The following is a 16,532-nucleotide window of genomic DNA, read 5'->3' as shown; positions in this document are numbered from 1 at the left end:
GCGAAGCGAGTCTAAGCTATTTAAAAAACTTATTTCTCTATTTTACCGTCGTCATTATCTTCTTTAGAAGCGTCTTTAAACTCCTTAATACCACTTCCTAGTCCGCGCATTAATTCAGGTATTTTTCTACCTCCAAAAAGGAGTAAAACCACTACCACAAGTAGTGCTATTTGCCAAGGTCCAATTGCTAAGGGTATTAATAATGCTTCCATTTAATTCAAATTTAGAGTACAAAGGTAACAAGAATTTGCTAGACTATACGTTAACATAGACAACTTTACCACATAAGGGTTTAGTTTGTTTTATATTTGTAGTGAGGATTTCATAAAATGGCTAAAAAGAACAAAAAAAGAAAGAACATAAAGAAAAAGCTACTCCACAAGTACAGGCTTGTAGTGCTTAATGAAGATACTTTTGAAGAACGCTTTTCATTTAAACTAAACAGACTCAATGTGTTTGTGTTTAGCACCATATCTGCCATCTTTCTAATTGTGCTTACCACAGTATTAATTGCTTTTACACCCCTTAAAGAATATATCCCGGGGTATTCCTCCACTTCTTTAAAGAAAAAAGCAACCGATTTAACCTTTAAAACAGACTCTTTAAGAAGAGTTATTGCTATAAACGATCAATATGTTGCTTCTATAAGAAAAGTGCTTACAGGAGACGTAAAAACAGTTGACTTTAATAAAGACTCTATCCTAGAAGCCGCAAAAATAGACCCATCTACTGTTAACTTTAGCGCATCAAAAGAAGATTCTCTTCTTAGAGAAAAAGTGGCTCAAGAGGATAAGTATAATCCGTTATCCGAGGATAACGAAATTAGTTTAGCGCTATTTACTCCTGTTAAGGGAACTATTTCAGAACCTTACAACGCCAAAGAAAAGCACTATGCGGTTGATATTGTTACTATAAAAAACGCACCTATAAAAGCTGTAGCAGATGGGACTGTTATTTTTGCTGAATGGACGGCAGAAACTGGCCATGTAATAATTATTGAGCACCCTAATAATTTACTATCAGTTTATAAGCATAATGCATCCTTGTCAAAGTCACAAGGGGAAACAGTAAAAGGAGGAGAAGTTATTGCAAAGGCTGGTAGTACAGGAGAGCTAACGTCTGGGCCTCACCTTCATTTTGAGTTATGGTTGGATGGCAATGCTATAGATCCAACAAATAGTATTGATTTTGAATAAATGTAAGCAATGTCAATAAAGTCCTTCGCAGCCAAAATTTTTGCAAAAAGCGTTCATAAAAAAATGATGGATTGGGCGGCCAACCCTGTCAAAACCCAACAAAAAGTTTTTGATGGCTTACTAAATCAAGCAAAAAACACTCAATTTGGGAGTGACCATAGCTTTAGTAAGATAAACTCATTTGCAGAATTTGCATCCAGAGTACCCATTAGAGATTATGAAGATCTAAAACCCTATGTTGAAAAAGCAGTTGCAGGTGAAGCAGACATACTTTGGCCAGGAAAACCACTTTATTTTGCAAAAACCTCTGGAACCACATCGGGCGCTAAGTATATTCCTTTGACTAAGGAGTCGATGCCTACCCATGTTAACGCAGCTAGAAATGCAATTTTATGTTATATCCACGAAACAGGCAATGCAGCATTTGTGGATGGAAAAATGATATTTCTTCAAGGCAGTCCCGAGTTAAACGAGAAAAATGGAATTAAACTAGGAAGGCTTTCTGGCATTGTAGCACACTACGTGCCTAGCTATCTTCAAAAAAACAGACTACCTAGCTGGGAAACCAACTGTATAGACGATTGGGAAACCAAAGTAGATGCTATTGTCGAAGAAACTAAAAATGAGGACATGACTGTAATTAGTGGGATTCCTTCATGGGTGCAAATGTATTTTGAAAGGCTTCAGGCAGAAACAAATAAAAAAGTAGGTGACTTGTTTAAAAACTTTGAGTTATTTATTTACGGCGGTGTAAACTATGAGCCCTATCGAGCAAAGTTTGAAGAGTTAATTGGCAGAAAAGTACCAAGCATTGAGCTTTTTCCAGCTTCAGAAGGGTTTTTTGCCTTTCAAGATTCACAAAAAGAAAAAGGGATGTTACTTCAGTTAGACTCGGGTATTTTTTACGAATTTATAGAGGCTTTCAAGTTCTTTTCAGAAAACCCAAAAAGACTTACTATTGGCGAAGTTGAAGAAGGAGTTAATTATGTAATGATAATCTCGACCAATGCAGGACTATGGGGCTACAACGTAGGTGACACAATTATGTTTACTTCTACAAAGCCCTACCGAGTTGTAGTTACAGGAAGAATAAAGCATTTTATTTCAGCTTTCGGTGAGCATGTTATTGGTAAAGAAGTAGAAGAAGCGCTAAACATTGCAATGAAGAAGCACAGTTTTTCTATTTCAGAATTTACAGTAGCACCTCAAACAAGCCCAAAAGAAGGACTTCCTTATCATGAGTGGCTTATAGAATTTGAAAACCAACCTAAAAATATAAACGAAGTTGAAAAAACTATAGATACTGCGATGCAATCTCAAAACAGTTATTACAAAGACCTTATTGTTGGAAAAATACTGAAACCACTTGTTATAACAGTTCTAGATAAAAACAGTTTTAAAAATTACATGAAAAGTCAAGGTAAATTAGGGGGGCAAAACAAGGTGCCTAGATTAGCAAATGATCGCACCTTAGCCGATGCCATTTTAAACTTGTAAGGATAAAATTAATAGTATCTTTGTGCCGAAAATAATGGCAGAAACAAAAACACATACCAGAACAAGAGCACAAGAGAGTACAGGTGCGATAGAGCGTTTGTATATTACAATGCGACACCTATTTAACAGAGGCTTTTATAAACCTATGGGGGTTTCTGGGGAGTCTTTACGAGACTCTTTATTAATTTTAAGACCAGAAATATATGGCTCTATTGCAGAAGAAAAAATAGAGTTACAAGGGTTGCTTTATGTTATGGATAGGCTCCCTAAGGGTATTGAAGAATGTAGGTTTATCAACCTTACAAGTGATGAAGGTTATAAAAACTCACACTTTATCCCTATTATTCCTTTAAAAAGAAGAAGAAATTGTTATCGTATTGATGAGGAGCAAATGAATATTGAAATAACGCGCGGACGCTCCGAAATTTATGACATTCTAACCCATCTCACTTTTTTATATATAGAATCTCATAAAATTATGAAACAGGTCATGATTAGTGATGAGGGCGCTGTAATTAGAGACTGGATAAAATTAGAACAGGCAGTTTTCAAAAAAGAAGAACTCACAAAGAAAGAACGAGAAGTTGCCTTAACTCACACCGCTAACTTTTTAGGCAGAACCTTCGAAGAGGTCAATAACGTATATCCTTTTTTTGCAGACACAGAAAACCCTAACAGGTTTTTAAACATTATTTATTACCTAGGGAAACTTGCCATAGATGAGGTAGTTAATGATAATAAGCGAATTATTACTTTTAGTCCAGTACTACGTGAACGCCTAGGACATCATATTCACGGTGAGCGTTGGGCACTTAAAATTAAAGATGTTCTTGCAGAGAAAGGGCTTATTGAGCGACCGCTGCATATTATTAGCGCCAACATGCATAGCGTGATGAATACACTATTTGCAGAAAAAGCACTAATTACTGAAGCAAAAAATAAAACAAAGCATGAGCTTTTTGAAGCATTAAGTGTTCCTTCAAGCAGCAAGTTACGTGACAAAGTAAGTAAACTTGCTAGTAAAAATGGAATGACTTTAATTAAAGATGAAAGTGGTACTAACATAGACGTCCAGATTTTTGATACTAGTAAATTTCCTGAAAGCATTTACTCGAAAAATACTGGTGATAATTCTAAAGAACACAAGCCTGTAATTATAGTTATGGATTACGCCTTTGGTGAACAAGCCTATGAAACAATGGATGAGCTATTAAAGCCATATAATATTGATGCAAAGACGCAACACTTTTTAACTATTGAGTCTATATCTATAATGGGTAAGGCAGGTATTCTTGAAGGAGGCAAGGGAGATATTATGATTCCTTCGGCACATGTTTTCGAGGGTACAGCAGATAATTACCCCTTTAAAAACAAATTAAAGAAATCCCATTTTGATGAAGATGGAATTAGTGTTTGCTCTGGAAGCATGATTACTGTCTTAGGGACATCCTTGCAAAATAGAGATGTTCTCAAGTTTTTTTATGAATCTACATGGGATGTTATTGGGTTAGAAATGGAAGGAGCACATTATCAAAAAGCAATACAAGCTGCTTCAAAAATTAGAGGGAGTATTTCCTCAAAAGTTAAAGTGAGATATGCATATTATGCAAGTGATAACCCATTAGAAACAGGGAGTACATTAGCATCTGGTGGATTAGGTGCAAGTGGTGTAAAACCTACTTATGTAATCACCGAAAAAATGTTAAAACAAATTTTAGACTAAACTAAACAATTATTTTGAGCAACAATAAAGTACTTATAACAGGGGGCGCAGGCTTTATAGGGTCTAATTATGTAGGCTATATTTTAGAAAACACAAACGATGAGGTTGTGGTGTTAGATAAGCTTACATATGCTGGGGATACACGAAATTTAGAAGAATTTACTAGCAATAAAAACTACACATTCGTACAAGGAGACATCTGTGATGAGCAATTTGTACACCGTCTTTTTGAAAAATTCTCTTTTACTCAAGTAGTTCACTTTGCGGCAGAATCACATGTGGACAATTCAATTACTGGGCCAGGGGCTTTTATTGCTACTAATATTGTAGGCACGTTTAATTTGTTGCATGCTGCTTATAAGCTTTGGATGGATGGTCCTAATCATTTAAAAGAAGAATATTCAAAAGCCAGATTCTTGCATGTCTCAACAGACGAAGTGTATGGAACGTTGGGGGCTGAAGGGTTGTTTACTGAAGAAACCCCGTATGCGCCTAATAGCCCTTATAGTGCGTCTAAAGCATCTTCAGATTTTATTGTTAGAAGCTACTTTCACACTTACGGGATGCCAGTAGTTACAACAAACTGCTCAAACAATTATGGACCTAATCAGCACAAAGAAAAATTAATTCCTACAATTATAAGAAAAGCAATTGCCGGAGAACCTATCCCTATTTATGGTGACGGAAAAAATGTAAGAGATTGGCTTTACGTCCTTGACCATTGTACAGGAATTAAACTGGCATTAGACAACGGTAGGTTAGGAGAAACATATAATATTGGTGGGAGAAATGAACGAGAAAACCTATATATTGCTCATACTATATGTGATCTTATGGATGAATTGAAGCCTCAAAATAAATCATATAGGGATCAGATTTCGTTTGTAAAAGACAGACCAGGTCATGATTTTAGATATGCAATAGACGCTAGTAAACTAGAAGATGAATTAGGCTGGAAAGCTGACGAGAATTTTGAAAGCGGAATTAAAAAAACAATAGAATGGTATTTAAATAATACCAATAGACTTTAAAAGAGAATAATTTTGAAAGGAATAATTTTAGCAGGAGGTTCAGGTACTAGGCTCCACCCTATTACATTAGCTGTAAGCAAACAGTTAATGCCAGTATATGACAAACCAATGATTTACTACCCATTATCAACGTTAATGTATGCTGGAATAAGAGAGATTTTAATTATTTCTACACCTCAAGACTTACCTTTATTTGAGAAACTTTTAGGCGATGGGTCTTCACTTGGATGTAAATTTAGTTATGAAGTACAAGAAAACCCCAATGGCCTTGCTGAAGCATTTATTATTGGAAAGGATTTTATAGGGGATGATAAAGTAGCGCTAATACTTGGGGATAATATATTTTACGGAAGTGGCTTAAAGGAATTGTTACAGGCTAATAATGACCCAGATGGAGGAATAATATATGCGTATCATGTGCATGATCCAGAAAGATACGGTGTTGTAGATTTTGATGAAACAGGGAAGGCACTTTCTATAGAAGAAAAACCACCCAACCCAAAATCAAACTATGCAGTACCAGGTATTTACTTTTATGATAATAATGTAGTAGATATTGCTGCAAACATAAAACCAAGCCCAAGAGGTGAGCTGGAAATTACAGATGTAAATAACGTTTACTTACAACAAAGAAAACTAAGTGTAAGTATCCTTGATAAAGGGACAGCTTGGCTAGATACCGGCACTTTTGCTTCTTTAATGCAAGCTTCCCAGTTTGTTGAAGTTATTGAAGAAAGGCAAGGGCTTAAGATAGGTGCAATTGAAGAAGCTGCTTACGAAATGGGCTTTATTTCTAAAGAAAAACTAATCACTTTGGCAACACCACTCCTTAAAAGTGGATACGGAAAGCATTTAATACAATTAAAATAAGTTTTGAAAATAGAAAAAACACCACTTAAAGATTGTTTTGTACTAACACCAAATGTTTTTTATGACGAAAGAGGTGCTTTTTGCGAAACTTTTAATGAAGCCGCATTCATAAAAAACACAGGAATTAAAACACCTTTTATACAAGATAATCAATCTACCTCAACAAGAGGAGTTTTAAGAGGGCTTCATTTTCAAAAAGGAGAAATGGCACAAGCAAAATTGGTGCGAGCTATTGTGGGCGAGGTCTTAGACGTGGTAATTGATATAAGAAGAGACTCTCCAACATTTGGAAAACAATATTCAATACTGCTTTCAGGCAAAAACCATAAACAATTATATGTGCCAAGAGGATTTGCACATGGTTTTATAACACTATCACCAACTTCAACTTTTGGGTACAAATGTGATAATTACTATGATAAATCTTCAGAAAGTGGAATCATCTATAACGACGCAACCTTACAAATTGACTGGCATCTTAAAGAGGAGCAATTAATTGTTTCAGAAAAAGACTTACAACTTCCAAGTTTTGAGGAAGCCACCGCATGAAAAAGATTTTAGTTACAGGAGCCAATGGACAATTGGGAAAGTGTCTTAAAGACGCTTCAGAGGTGTATCCTCAATTTCAATTTACTTTTGCAAGCAGAGAACAGTTAGATATTTCAGATAAAAATGCTGTTTCTTCACTTTTTGCTTCAGAAAATATTTCGCATTGTATTAATGCTGCTGCTTATACCAATGTAGATAAGGCCGAAAGTGAAAAAGAACAAGCTTTTGCTATTAATGCCGAAGCAGTTAAACAACTAGCTCAGGTTTGTTCAGAAAATAACACAATACTATACCATATCTCTACAGATTACGTTTTTGATGGCACCAATAATACTCCTTACATAGAAGAAGATGAGGTTAATCCCATTAATGTATATGGAGCTTCAAAGTTAGAGGGAGAATTAAATATTCAAGATGCCTTATCAAACTATTTTATTATACGCACCTCTTGGTTATATAGCCAGTATGGGCATAATTTTATGAATAGTATGATTCGTTTTGCTAGAGAAGGGCGACCATTGACAATTACTACAGAGCAAACAGGAGTTCCTACCAACGCTAATGATTTAGCAAAAGCTATTTTAAAACTTATTGCAAATGATGTTACAGACTATGGAGTGTATCATTTTAGCAATAAAGGCGAGGCTACTTGGTATGATTTTGCCAAAGCAATTTTAGAAAATACAGGCCTTGAAAACGCAACAACACTTGCAAAAACAGATTATTACGCTACATTTGCAAAGCGCCCAGTTTACAGTATTTTAGACACTAACAAGATCAAAAAATTTGCTCCTGAAAGTCTAGTAGACTGGAAGCAAAGCTTACAATATTTAATAGAAAAAAACCTAACAGCTAACCATTAAAAGAAAATATTATGTCAACAAATAATCATAATGATGAAATCGACTTATTTTACTTTTTAAATAAATTAAAATCTCTCTACCATTCTTTTCTAGCAGGTATATATAAGTCTGTACAATTTGTGCTTAGACATTGGATTGTTATTCTTCTTTTATTAGTTGGAGGGTACTTTGGCGGATATTTTTGGCAGAAATCGCTACCTAAAGTTAAAATGACCACTCTTATCGTCCAAAATAACTTTAATAGTAGTAATTATGTTTATGATGCTGTTAAACTATTAAGCTTAAAACAGAAACAAGGAGATAGAGGTTTTTTAAAAAGAAATGGATTTGACCCAGATAACCCAGACCTTGTCGATATTGAGATTGAGCCTATTGTAAATATTAATGAGTTACTTGAAAAACACGAAACTAGCGATAGAAATCTAGACCAATATATGTCAAAAATTGAGCTAGAAGAAGAAATATTACAATCTGAAGTGTTTTACTCAGAATATAAATATCATAAAATTTTATTATCTACAACCAAAGGAGGTAATGAAGTAATTAAAAAAGTACTTGACTATTTAAACAATAATGATGTTTACAATGAAACCAAAGCTATTGTTATTGAAGAAACAAAACTTAGAATTCAAAGAAATAATACAAGCATAGAAAATATTGACGCTGTTTTTGAGGAATTTGCAGGGAAAAACCCTCAAGAAGCAGACATTAAACCAAGTCAAATGTTTTTCAAGTCACTTCAAAATAACAATATGCACCAGCTTATTGATATGAAAAAAGAACTTATCGATGAGAACGAAAAACTTAGAAGTGAGCTAATTAAATACAACTCTGTAGTTACTTTAGTTAATAAACCTGAGTATTTTGGTGTTGGAGGCATTTTGACAAAAAAACACTTACTACTCCCACTATTTTTATTGTTCTTATTTATAGGCTTTTTCGTCGCTAGAAGTATCTATTTAAAAGGTAAGCAATACGCAAAATAACATAAGTTTTTAATAGCGACTTATGTTATTAGATAGTTATAGCAATGGGTAAAAACAGATCAATAACTTCACTTTTGAAGAACACACTAATATCTAGTAGTATAAGGGTATTAGCGTTAAGAGTTGGAGGAATGTTTTTGTTTTTTATTTGTACACTAGTTATTACCAATAATTTTGACGCTGCTATTGTTGGAGAGTATGACTTTAGTAGAGCGCTACTACTTTTTCTAGGAGCCGTTGTTTTATTTGGGATGCACCAAGCAATAATTTATTATTCGGGTTTCTTAAAATCTAAAAATAACCTCTCGAGCATAAAACCAGTTTACATCAAGATGGTTGTCGTAATGTTTATAATTGCCGTAGCTTTAATAGTAATAGCTCAATGGGTAAAAACCAGTTCTGTTTTATCTTATTTTGATGTAGAGTTTAACAATACGGCTTCAAAAACAGTTTTAACATTGTTTTTCTACTCAATAACGCTTCTAAATATAGATGTCTACAGAGCATTAAACAAAATAATTCTTTCTGAGTTTTATAGAAACATCATTAGGTACTTACCTTTCTTAATTGGAGTTATAATACTATACTATACAAATAACCCAGAATATTTAATAGACATATTTCTATTAAACTTTTTGTTTATTGGTGTTTTATCGACAGTAATTGTTTTTTTTTTCTTTTCAAGATTACCTCAAGTAGCAAATAAGATTACTATCTCTTTTAAAGAGATTGTAAAACGATCTGGCCCAATGGCAATAAGCAGTATGTCTTTTTTATTAATGCAAAGCGTGGACGTTTTAATGTTAACTAAATTTACCACCTATGAAGATGTTGCATATTATGCTGTAACTGTAAAACTAACAATGGTTATTGCTATTGTTTTGTCTTCAGTTAATGCTGTAATAGCACCAGATATATCTCACCTTTTTTCAGCTTCAAAAAAAGAGGCACTAAGAAGGAGAGTACAACAAGGAACAAAATTAATTTTTGTATTAACATTTCCATTAATAATTGTTTTGGCACTTGGATCTGGGATAATATTAAAGTTATTTGGAGAGGGCTATGACGTTGCAAAGCCCGCACTATTAATTCTATTAATAGGTCAAACTATTAACGCTCTATGTGGCTCTGTTGGGACATACCTTAATATGACAGGAAAACAAGTGACACTTCAAACAATATTAGTAAGCGCATTAGCTATTAATATTGTGCTTAACTATGTGCTCATACCTGTTTATGGAATTGTAGGGGCAGCAATTGCAACTTCATCCAGTATGATTATTTGGAACATAATAGCAGTTATTTATGTTTACAAAAAAGATAACTTAAAAACATTTTTATCTCTATAATGGCAAGTACGTTCAAAATAGATTTTTTTGTAATTGGAGCTGCACGTAGTGGTACCACATCATTGTATACTTACTTTAAACAACACCCAGAAATATTTCTTCCTCTAACTAAAGAGACTAATTACTTTTCTAAAGTAAGCTCAAAAGAGAAAAGGCACTCCAAAAAGCCAAAACCAGATGTTGAGTATCACTCTAAGATTATTAATAACCTAGAAGTATATAAAGACCTATTTCATAACGCTACATCATCTCAAATTAAAGGAGATATAAGCCCTTCATATATGTGGGATAAAGAGACCGCCTTACGTATTCATAAACATAACCCTAATGCTAAGATAATATTCTCTTTGAGAAACCCTATACAAAGAGCTTTTAGCCATTATATAATGAACTTTAATACTGGACATGAATCCATAACTAATTTTTATGATGCCTTTATGGCAGATTCTGAAGGTGTTTGGGGAGGTGGAAATTTATATAAAGAATTAAGCCTTTATTACGAATCATTAAAGCAGTATTATTCTCTTTTTCCTAAAGAGAACATACATTCATTAATTTTTGAAGACTGGACATTAAATAAAGAAGAAAGTTTTAATGCGTTATTCAGTTTTTTAGGGATTAAACAAATGAAAATTAATGATCTAGAACTGCATAATAAAAATAAGGAATACGCTAATATTAAGCTTCTTAATAGCCTAAGAAACACATGGTTAAGACCATTATTACAGAATTTGTTTTCTGAAGATAAGAGAACATCAATTAAGAACAAACTGTTTAAAGAGGCAAATAAAAAAACGGTTCTTTCTAGTACCGAAGAAGATAAAATAAAAGAACTTTTTTCTGAAGATGTAACAAAAACGTCAAGCTTAATAGGCATAGACCTTAATGCAAAATGGAACCTATAAAAAATGATTAGTCATAAGCACCATACTGTATATGTGCATATTCCAAAAGTTGCGGGACAGAGCATTGAAACACTTTTTTTGAATGACCTTGGACTTTCTTGGGATAAAAGAAGTGAGTTACTTCTAAGAAAGAAAAAAGGCAATGAAAAAGGCCCTAAAAGACTTGCACACCTAACCGCCGAAGAGTATGTTGAGTTAGGCTACATAGACAGGAAAACATATCAAGAGTATTTTACATTTTCATTTGTTAGAAATCCTTATGATAGAGCTATTTCACTTTACAAATACTTAGGGTACTCAAGTGTGATTCCTTTTACTATTTTTATTGAAAAAGTATTGTCAAAAAAAATCGAGGTAAAAGATTTTTTCTTTTTATCTCAGTACGATTACCTATATTCAAAAGACGGTGAGTTGCTTGTAGATTATGTTGGAAGATTAGAAACTATTAAAACAGATATTTCTGAGGTCATGAAAGAAAGTGGAATTAAAAAAACAGAATTGCCCTATGTAAACAAGTCTAAAATAGGGGTTAAGAGAGGGCTTTCTAAGCTTATGAAATCACCAGCTTTTATAAAGTATGCCTTAAAAAAGAATAGTAGAGTAATAAAAAGCCAAAAAGATTTAACACCTTTTGAAAAAGAAAGCATCTATAGTTTATATAAAGAAGACTTTCAATCTTTTAATTATGAAAAGTAAAACCTTTACATCATATTAATTATGAGTCAAAACCTGTACAAGCTTATATTTGTGATTTTGATTGTAGCAATATGGTCAGAAAGTGTGGAGGTTTCATTTATCGCTGCATTCATAACTGCTTTTACAGCATTTTCTTCAAAGATATCAAAAGCTGCTTTTACGTTTTTATTCTTACTGTCAATTCTTGTTTTAATTGGTGTTGTAAGCGCAATTTCATTGGATTTAGAGCCGTACCCTTTTATTAAAGACACTATATACTTTATACGGCCAATGCTAATATTCTTTGCAGCCTATCTTATTGTAACAAAGCTTAAAAACAAATCAGATTTTTTCGACATTATTATTTATACTGGTTTTGCCTTTGCATTTATACATCTTGCAAAAATTGCAATTAACTTTGGCAGTATTGGACCAAGACTAGATAGATTAAGAGGCGTTTACGGAAGGTCAAGTCACTTAGAGTTGGTAGCATTATACCTTGTTACTTGTGTAAAAACAATTAAAAACTTTAAACCCCTATCAAAAATAATATACAGGATCTTTATTGTGATTTTAGCAATATCCTTTTTTGTTTACTTTTCAAGAACCATGCTAGTAGTTTATGTGTTAATGGTAATGGCACATTATGGGCTACTTAAATTGAACATTAAAGGAATAGTAGCACTATTTGTAGGTGCTATTTTTGCCGGAATGTTTGTTTTTTACATTAAAGACTATGAGGAACCAAAAGATCCAGGGATTTTGGATACCTTTTTGGCCAAGGTTAAAAACTCTTATGACGAAGCCTTTAAAACTAAAGACTTTGACGTTACATTAAACGATAGGAGAGAACTATGGGGTAACTGGAGGGCTTATGAAGCCGAGCAGGTAATTAAAAAAATACATAGAGAAAAATCTTGGGTTCTTGGCGCAGGATTTGGTTCTACAGTAGATGTTGGCTTAGAAGTAAGATTGGATGGAGAAATGATACAGCACCTACCAAAAGTTCATAACGGTCTAGCTTATGTATATCTTAAGGTTGGGGCACTAGGAATACTAATATATTTAATTGCCATATTCTATATGTATTATTTTTATTACAAAGACAAAAAGGGTGATGAAGCCTCAAAATTATATAACAGAATACTTGTTTCAGGTAGTTTTTATCTTTTAGTGACAAGTTTTGTAGTTACTGGGATTTTTGTTTCTTATGATATGGCTACATTATTAATTGGAGGAACATTTGCCATTAAACATTTTTCAGAAAATTGAAAATAGGAATATTAGGGACTAGAGGAATTCCCAACCATCATGGTGGTTTTGAACAATTTGCAGAATTTTTTGCTGTTTTTTTAGCAGAAAAAAATCACGAAGTCTATGTGTATAATTCACATTTACACCCATACAAAGAGAGCCTCTTTAATGGAGTACATATTATTCATTGTAAAGATGCGGAAGATAAACTAGGCACGGCAGGGCAGTTTATTTATGATTTAAACTGTATAAGAGATGCTCGCAAAAGAGATTTTGATATTTTGCTGCAATTAGGATATACCAGCAATTCTGTCTGGTATAAACTTTTACCCAAATCTCCAATAATTATAACAAATATGGATGGCTTAGAATGGAAACGTTCTAAGTATTCAAAAAAAGTAAGAAAATTTTTAAAAATTGCCGAGAAACTAGCAGTAAAAAGTAGTGACTACCTTATTGCAGACTCTATTGGTATTCAAAATTATTTAAAGAATGAATACCAAAAAGATTCTACCTATATTCCTTATGGGGCTTTTATTTACAGTAACGCCTCCGGTGAAGCATTAAAAAACTATAATGTAGAACGATACAACTACAATATGTTAATTGCCAGAATGGAGCCAGAAAACAACATTGAGGTTATACTAGATGGCGTTGCTGAATCTAAAGACGAAACACCATTTCTTGTTGTAGGAAAACACAATGTAAACAAATTTGGAAACTACTTAACCAATAAGTATAAAGCCAATAAAAAAATCAGGTTTCTTGGAGGAATATATGATCAAGAAATGTTAAACAATCTTAGGTATTATTCTAAGGTATACTTTCATGGTCATAGCGTTGGTGGTACTAACCCTTCGTTACTGGAGGCAATGGGAAGTAACAGCCTTATTATTGCTCATAATAACGAGTTTAATAAAGCAATTTTAAAAGAGGATGCATTTTATTTCACCAATAAACAAGATGTAACTAAGCTATTAGGATTTATAGAGAAAAAAGAAGAGCATATAGAATTTATAAATAACAATACATCAAAGGTTAAAAGCCTTTACAGTTGGGATACTATAAATAACGCCTATTTAGACTTGTTTATTAAAGTTTATGAAAACAATTAAGCAATATTTATTAATTGAGAAAACCTATGAGGTTTTGTTGGCACTTGTATTAATTACAATACCATTACCCTATGCTTTTAGTTCAATTAGTATTGCTTTACTTACCGCAGTAAGTGTTTTTTCAGTCTTTTTTCATAAAGTTAAGTTTAGGAAAGAATTAGCCCTCCCAATTTTACTTTACATTTTAGTTTTAGCTTCTCTATTATGGACCATAAATACAGGGAAATCACTTAGGGGAATAGAACGACAACTTCCTTTTCTATTACTTCCATTAGCATTTATTTGTATGCCTTCTATTTCAAAAGAAAAACTATTTAACGCACTCTACTGGTTTAGTGCTTTTATGGCGTTACTTGCTGTTTTTTTTATTTGTAATGGTTTAGTTATTTACATTTCAGAAGGGACACTTTCTTCTTTATTTTATCATAACCTTGTAGGGCCATGGCAGTTAAACGCCATATACGTTTCATTACTTGTAGCTGTATGCTTGCTATTTATAATTTTTTACAAGAAAAAAACTTTTTTAAATATTGCCTTGGGGATTATACTGTTTATCTTCTTGGTGTTACTCTCTTCAAAGAATGTAATATTCAGTACAATTATTTGCATTATGCTAGGTTTCTTAGTTCAGAGAATTAGCTTAAAAAAAATAGCTGTATTAGGCACATTAGTTTTAATAATTAGTGCTGTTGTTTTACTTACCCCTTTAAAGAACAGAGTCCAGCAAGAATTTTCTTCTAATATTGAAGAAGTACTTACTGCTGAAAAATTTAACAGAGTATACCCTTGGACAGGAACAACATTAAGAGTTTATCAAGGGCGAATTTTTTACGAACTTATAGACAAAGACGAAGTTTTTCTAACGGGGTATGGTATTAATGCTGCAAAAGAAAAACGAATTGAAAAAAATAAAGAATACAATTTATATTGGGGATATGATGATTATAACTTTCACAATCAATTTATACAGACATTTGCCGAAATTGGTGTGATAGGGTTTTTACTAATAGTTTTTATGCTAGGGGCTCTATTTAAAGGGTATGTTTCTAAGAAAGAGCTACTTTTTTTATTTGTAGCTATACTAATGACAATGATCTTTTTAACCGAAACCTATATATGGAGGCAAAGAGGGATGATTCATTTTTTAATACTATACGGTATCCTTTTTAAATCACTTTCATTTAAAAATAGTGCATTATGAAAATACTAGTAGATGCACATGTTTTTGATGGAAAGTTTCAAGGCTCGAGAACGTATATTAAAGGGCTTTATAGCGCTCTTATAAGCAAACAAAAAGACTGGAAATTTTACTTTGCTGGTTATGATGTTTCTGTCTTAAAAAAGGAATTTGGAGAAGGAAAGAACACACATTACATTCAATTAAAAAACCGAAACAAATTAGTTAGGCTGTTTTACGAATTCCCCCAAATTATTAAACGCCTTAAAATAGATTTTTCACACTTTCAATATATTTCACCATTAATAAAACGAGGTAAATATATTGTTACAACACATGATATTTTATTTGAAGAAAAGAGGTTTAGCCACTTTTTCCCAAAGAAGTATAAACTTATTAATGGCACTTTCTTTAAACATTCTGCCAAAAAAGCTGACGTGTTACTTACTGTATCTACATATTCTCAACAAAAGATTAGTGAGTTGTATAACATCGCAAAAGATGATATACATATAACACCAAACGCTGTTGCTCAGTTAGATGAAAAAACCACCAAGGACAATCACATAAAAGAAGAATATGGTATTGAAAAATACCTGCTTTATGTAAGTAGAATCGAGCCTAGAAAAAATCACATTGCTATTTTAAAAGCGTTTATTAATCTCAAATTACATACAAAAGGATATAAAGTAGTTTTTATAGGAAAACAAGATATTAATGACCCCGAATTAGATACGTATATAAAAGAGCACAATAAAATATTAAACGAACATTTGGTGCAATTTCCTAATGTATCTGGCATTGCGTTGCAAAAATTTTATGCAAATGCTGCTTGTGTTGTTTACCCATCTTTTGCCGAAGGCTTTGGTATTCCGCCATTAGAAGGGGCTGTATATGGTAGTAAGGTGTTGTGTTCCAATGCTACTGCAATGCAGGACTTTACTTTTTTTAAATATCATATAGACCCATATAACCAAAAAGAAATAGAAGAATCACTCTGTAAGTTATTAGAGCATGAGGATGTAAACATAGAAAAAACAAGAAGCTTGATTTTGGAAAAATATACCTGGGAAAAGAGTGCTGAGGTTTTTGTAAAAGCTGTTTCAAACAAAGTTTATTGAAATCACTATTATTGTATTAACTTCAATCGCAATGAAAATAACTATAAAAAACCAATATCTTATTTATATAGGATTATTGATAGCCTTTTTGTTAAGAGCTTTTAATCTTAATTACCAAGGCTTATGGAATGATGAGTTGTATACCGCTGTTACATCACACCCAAGGCTTTCAATTATTGAGGTTATAGATTTTTTAAAATAAATAAAAAATACAAAAGGTA

Annotated in this window: 17 protein-coding genes; 16 read left to right on the top strand and 1 reads right to left on the bottom strand. The window is 32.8% G+C overall.

Features of this window, described 5'->3' with window-relative positions; genetic code table 11:
* Nucleotides 1-29: 29 nt before the first annotated feature.
* The gene (gene tatA / locus RM538_RS06155) at nucleotides 30-212 is read right to left on the bottom strand and encodes a twin-arginine translocase TatA/TatE family subunit (protein WP_311332529.1); all 183 of its coding nucleotides are present in this window, start codon (nucleotides 210-212) and stop codon (nucleotides 30-32) included.
* A 117-nt stretch (nucleotides 213-329) separates the two neighbouring features.
* Between tatA and RM538_RS06150 the strand changes: the two genes are divergently transcribed.
* From RM538_RS06150 to RM538_RS06075, 16 genes are all read left to right on the top strand, one after another.
* Nucleotides 330-1,196 (top strand): M23 family metallopeptidase, encoded by an 867-nt coding sequence (locus RM538_RS06150; RefSeq protein ID WP_311332528.1) that lies wholly within the window; start codon nucleotides 330-332, stop codon nucleotides 1,194-1,196.
* A gap of 9 nt (nucleotides 1,197-1,205) precedes the next feature.
* Nucleotides 1,206-2,693: a GH3 auxin-responsive promoter family protein gene (locus RM538_RS06145; protein ID WP_311332527.1), complete on the top strand. Its 1,488-nt coding sequence runs from the start codon at nucleotides 1,206-1,208 to the stop codon at nucleotides 2,691-2,693.
* A gap of 34 nt (nucleotides 2,694-2,727) precedes the next feature.
* On the top strand, nucleotides 2,728-4,416 hold the full coding sequence (locus RM538_RS06140) for a DUF6909 family protein (RefSeq protein WP_311332526.1): 1,689 nt from the start codon (nucleotides 2,728-2,730) through the stop codon (nucleotides 4,414-4,416).
* Between the two features lie 14 nt (nucleotides 4,417-4,430).
* Complete coding sequence (rfbB, locus tag RM538_RS06135; RefSeq protein WP_311332525.1) at nucleotides 4,431-5,447, top strand: dTDP-glucose 4,6-dehydratase; 1,017 nt, start codon at nucleotides 4,431-4,433, stop codon at nucleotides 5,445-5,447.
* Between the two features lie 12 nt (nucleotides 5,448-5,459).
* A complete protein-coding gene (gene rfbA / locus RM538_RS06130; RefSeq protein ID WP_311332524.1) occupies nucleotides 5,460-6,317 on the top strand; it encodes a glucose-1-phosphate thymidylyltransferase RfbA in 858 nt (285 codons plus the stop codon).
* A 3-nt stretch (nucleotides 6,318-6,320) separates the two neighbouring features.
* The gene (gene rfbC / locus RM538_RS06125; protein WP_311332523.1) at nucleotides 6,321-6,866 is read left to right on the top strand and encodes a dTDP-4-dehydrorhamnose 3,5-epimerase; all 546 of its coding nucleotides are present in this window, start codon (nucleotides 6,321-6,323) and stop codon (nucleotides 6,864-6,866) included.
* Nucleotides 6,863-7,729, top strand: a complete 867-nt coding sequence (gene rfbD / locus RM538_RS06120; RefSeq protein WP_311332522.1) for a dTDP-4-dehydrorhamnose reductase — start codon at nucleotides 6,863-6,865, stop codon at nucleotides 7,727-7,729. Before rfbC ends, rfbD begins: the two co-directional genes overlap by 4 nt.
* 11 nt (nucleotides 7,730-7,740) lie before the next feature.
* Complete coding sequence (locus RM538_RS06115; protein WP_311332521.1) at nucleotides 7,741-8,715, top strand: hypothetical protein; 975 nt, start codon at nucleotides 7,741-7,743, stop codon at nucleotides 8,713-8,715.
* A 74-nt stretch (nucleotides 8,716-8,789) separates the two neighbouring features.
* Nucleotides 8,790-10,064: a flippase gene (locus RM538_RS06110; RefSeq protein ID WP_311332520.1), complete on the top strand. Its 1,275-nt coding sequence runs from the start codon at nucleotides 8,790-8,792 to the stop codon at nucleotides 10,062-10,064.
* The gene (locus RM538_RS06105) at nucleotides 10,064-10,969 is read left to right on the top strand and encodes a sulfotransferase family protein (RefSeq protein ID WP_311332519.1); all 906 of its coding nucleotides are present in this window, start codon (nucleotides 10,064-10,066) and stop codon (nucleotides 10,967-10,969) included. The genes RM538_RS06110 and RM538_RS06105 overlap by 1 nt, the downstream gene beginning before the upstream one ends.
* Before the next feature lie 3 nt (nucleotides 10,970-10,972).
* Entirely contained in the window at nucleotides 10,973-11,665 is a 693-nt protein-coding gene (locus RM538_RS06100; protein WP_311332518.1) for a sulfotransferase family 2 domain-containing protein, read from the top strand.
* Between the two features lie 21 nt (nucleotides 11,666-11,686).
* Nucleotides 11,687-12,916 (top strand): hypothetical protein, encoded by a 1,230-nt coding sequence (locus tag RM538_RS06095; RefSeq protein ID WP_311332517.1) that lies wholly within the window; start codon nucleotides 11,687-11,689, stop codon nucleotides 12,914-12,916.
* On the top strand, nucleotides 12,913-14,013 hold the full coding sequence (locus tag RM538_RS06090; RefSeq protein WP_311332516.1) for a DUF1972 domain-containing protein: 1,101 nt from the start codon (nucleotides 12,913-12,915) through the stop codon (nucleotides 14,011-14,013). Before RM538_RS06095 ends, RM538_RS06090 begins: the two co-directional genes overlap by 4 nt.
* On the top strand, nucleotides 14,000-15,214 hold the full coding sequence (locus tag RM538_RS06085) for an O-antigen ligase family protein (protein ID WP_311332515.1): 1,215 nt from the start codon (nucleotides 14,000-14,002) through the stop codon (nucleotides 15,212-15,214). Before RM538_RS06090 ends, RM538_RS06085 begins: the two co-directional genes overlap by 14 nt.
* Entirely contained in the window at nucleotides 15,211-16,311 is a 1,101-nt protein-coding gene (locus tag RM538_RS06080; protein ID WP_311332514.1) for a glycosyltransferase family 4 protein, read from the top strand. The genes RM538_RS06085 and RM538_RS06080 overlap by 4 nt, the downstream gene beginning before the upstream one ends.
* Nucleotides 16,312-16,342: 31 nt before the next feature.
* Nucleotides 16,343-16,513, top strand: a complete 171-nt coding sequence (locus RM538_RS06075) for a hypothetical protein (RefSeq protein ID WP_311332513.1) — start codon at nucleotides 16,343-16,345, stop codon at nucleotides 16,511-16,513.
* Nucleotides 16,514-16,532: the final 19 nt, after the last annotated feature.

The organism is Patiriisocius hiemis, assembly GCF_031846325.1.
Classification (GTDB): Bacteria; Bacteroidota; Bacteroidia; order Flavobacteriales; family Flavobacteriaceae; genus Patiriisocius_A; species Patiriisocius_A hiemis.
This window is presented reverse-complemented; position numbering and strand designations above follow the sequence as displayed.